The following is a 2832-nucleotide window of genomic DNA, read 5'->3' on the forward strand; positions in this document are numbered from 1 at the left end:
GAACTTCATAGAATAGTATCTCACTGTACTTTATCGGATAGAGTACATATTCATACAAATTATTATCATAAGGATATATATAATGAAAAGAAAAGTTCTGGCATTGCTTGTCCCGGTATTATTAGCGGCAGGCGCAGCTAATGCGGCTGAAGTATATAATAAAGACGGCAATAAGCTCGATCTATACGGCAAGGTTGATGGTCTGCATTACTTCTCTGACGATACCGGCAGTGATGGTGATATGTCTTATGCCCGTTTAGGTTTCAAAGGTGAGACTCAGATTGCAGATCAGTTCACTGGTTACGGTCAGTGGGAATATAACATTCAGGCAAATGGTACCGAGGGTGACAAAGGAAACTCGTGGACTCGTCTGGGCTTCGCAGGCTTAGGCTTTGGTCAGAATGGTACCTTTGATTATGGTCGTAACTATGGCGTGGTTTACGACGTAGAGGCGTGGACTGATATGCTGCCAGAATATGGTGGCGATACCTACACTCAGACTGATGTGTTCATGTTAGGACGTGCTAACGGCGTTGCCACTTATCGTAATAAAGGGTTCTTCGGCCAGGTTGACGGTTTGAACTTTGCATTACAGTATCAGGGTAATAACGAAGGTAGCAGTGCTGGCCAGGAAGGTTCTGGTAACAGCCAGGGCCGCAAATTAGCCAAAGAAAACGGTGACGGTTTCGGTATGTCTACCTCCTATGACTTTGATTTTGGTTTAAGTCTGGGTGCTGCATATTCTGCCTCAGATCGTACTGATGATCAGGTGACTCGTGGTTTAGGGGATCGTTCTCACGCTAACAGCTATGCTGGTGGGGAAACGGCAGAAGCCTGGACCGTTGGCGCTAAATATGATGCTAATAACATTTATCTGGCAACAATGTATGCAGAAACTCGCAACATGACATATTACGGCAGTGGTGATGGTATTGAAGGTGGCATCGCCAATAAAACAAAGAACTTTGAAGCCGTTGCGCAATACCAGTTCGACTTTGGTCTGCGTCCTTCTCTGGCCTACCTGCAGTCCAAAGGCTCTGATTTAGGCGGTTGGGATCATGATAGTAGCGGTAACGCTCGTTACACCGACAAAGATCTGGTCAAATACGTTGAGGTTGGTGCGACTTACTACTTCAACAAAAATATGTCTACCTATGTTGATTATAAAATCAACCTGTTGGATGAAGATGACCAGTTTTATGAAGACAATGGCATCTCAACAGATGACATCGTTGCTGTTGGTCTGGTTTATCAGTTCTAACGTTCCATTTTCCCAAGCCCGCGCTACGCGGGCTTTTTTATACCCCGCCTTTCCCCCATCATAGTGAAAAATAGTCGTCGCCGGGATGCCGTACACCCAACCTCACACTGACTGAGCACCAAATATCGGCTGCGCCTGACAATACAATAGTTTATGAAAGCTTTGGCTCACATCACATTTAACGGTTCCGAACTGATGGAAAAGACGAACAACATTGTGGCAAAGTGAGATTCAGGACGTTTGTTGCGAGATTTGCCGGGCAATACACTTAAAATGATGCTCGGGCATCATCTTTTCAGATCAACAGGAAGCAAAATCTTAGCAGCGTACTGAAAGTGTAAACTAAGGCAGGAAGGAAAAGTGGCGGAGAGAGGGGGATTTGAACCCCCGGTAGAGTTGCCCCTACTCCGGTTTTCGAGACCGATTTCATTGCCCATATTATCAATAACTTAACTTTCTATGCTGGTATATCCCAGATATTTCCACTTCATTAAAATCAAATAATTACGCGTTTATCCATACTTAATATACCAACACTTTCTGAGCTTAAACCTATACTTCATAGTTGCAGCCGGGAGGTGAACATGTGTGGAAGATTTTCCCAGTCAATGACGCGTGAAGACTATCTTGCCCTACTATCAGAAGAAGCTGAGCGCGACATCCCATACGATCCCAAGCCGATTGGACGATTCAACGTGGCGCCAGGCACCAAAGTTTTGCTGTTGAGCGAACGCGACGAACAGTTACACCTCGATCCTGTTATCTGGGGATACGCCCCCGGATGGTGGGGTAAGCCACCATTGATTAATGCCCGTGTTGAAACTGCGGCCACCAGCCGGATGTTTAAGCCGCTGTGGCTACATGGTCGGGCCATTGTATTTGCTGATGGCTGGTTTGAATGGAAGAAAGATGGTGAAGGGAAGCAACCCTACTTCATTTATCGGACTGATGGCCAACCGATCTTTATGGCCGCCATTGGCAGTAAACCTTTTGAACGCGGTGACGATACAGAAGGTTTCCTGATTCTGACTACTGCTGCAGGTAAGAATCTGACAGATATTCATGTTCGCCAGCCACTGGTGTTATCGCCAGAGGCTGCCCGTGTGTGGATGCAACAAGATATTAGTGGAATGGAGGCCGAGATGATTGTAGAAGATGGTTCTGTATCTGCTGAACACTTTACCTGGCATGCAGTATCCCGCGCCGTGGGGAATGTAAAAAACCAAGGTTCTGAATTGATTAAGTCTGTTAGTAATTGAGTGCGTTCATTAGTGCTGAAACTGCACCTGATTTGAGTAAAATTGACTTTGACTGTCAGCTGAACGCCAAAACGGACGTTGCTAACATCAGTCTGTGCTAATCAACGGAGAACAGTTCAAACTGTAGTAAGATAATCAAGGAGAATGTTAGTAGAAGGTAGTCACGCCTTTGTGATTTTTTTATCACCGAAGAAGTTAGGGGTAATAATTAAGTTGCAATAATTTTCAAAAGGACATGGTAAAATGTTAGAAATAAAAAACTCAATAAATTGGTATTTATTCAAAGTTAATAAATCCATTACTGCTATAGAG

The 2832-nt window shown here is 44.6% G+C and carries 2 protein-coding genes; both read left to right on the plus strand.

Annotated elements, in window-relative coordinates; all coding sequences use genetic code 11:
• The first annotated feature begins 82 nt into the window (after positions 1 to 82).
• Positions 83 to 1261, plus strand: coding sequence for a porin OmpC (ompC, locus tag NNO04_RS22215; RefSeq protein ID WP_271446499.1), 1179 nt, complete (start codon positions 83 to 85; stop codon positions 1259 to 1261).
• Positions 1262 to 1845: 584 nt separating this feature from the next.
• Positions 1846 to 2520, plus strand: a complete 675-nt coding sequence (locus NNO04_RS22220) for an SOS response-associated peptidase (protein ID WP_271446500.1) — start codon at positions 1846 to 1848, stop codon at positions 2518 to 2520.
• Positions 2521 to 2832: the final 312 nt, after the last annotated feature.

The organism is Citrobacter sp. Awk 4 (assembly GCF_028069725.1).
Taxonomy (GTDB): Bacteria; Pseudomonadota; Gammaproteobacteria; order Enterobacterales; family Enterobacteriaceae; genus Citrobacter_D.

Excerpts from the sequence above, each read along its gene's own strand:
- ompC (WP_271446499.1), top strand. The coding sequence starts at position 83 with ATGAAAAGAAAAGTTCTGGCATTGCTTGTCCCGGTATTATTAGCGGCA.
- NNO04_RS22220 (WP_271446500.1), top strand. The coding sequence starts at position 1,846 with ATGTGTGGAAGATTTTCCCAGTCAATGACGCGTGAAGACTATCTTGCC.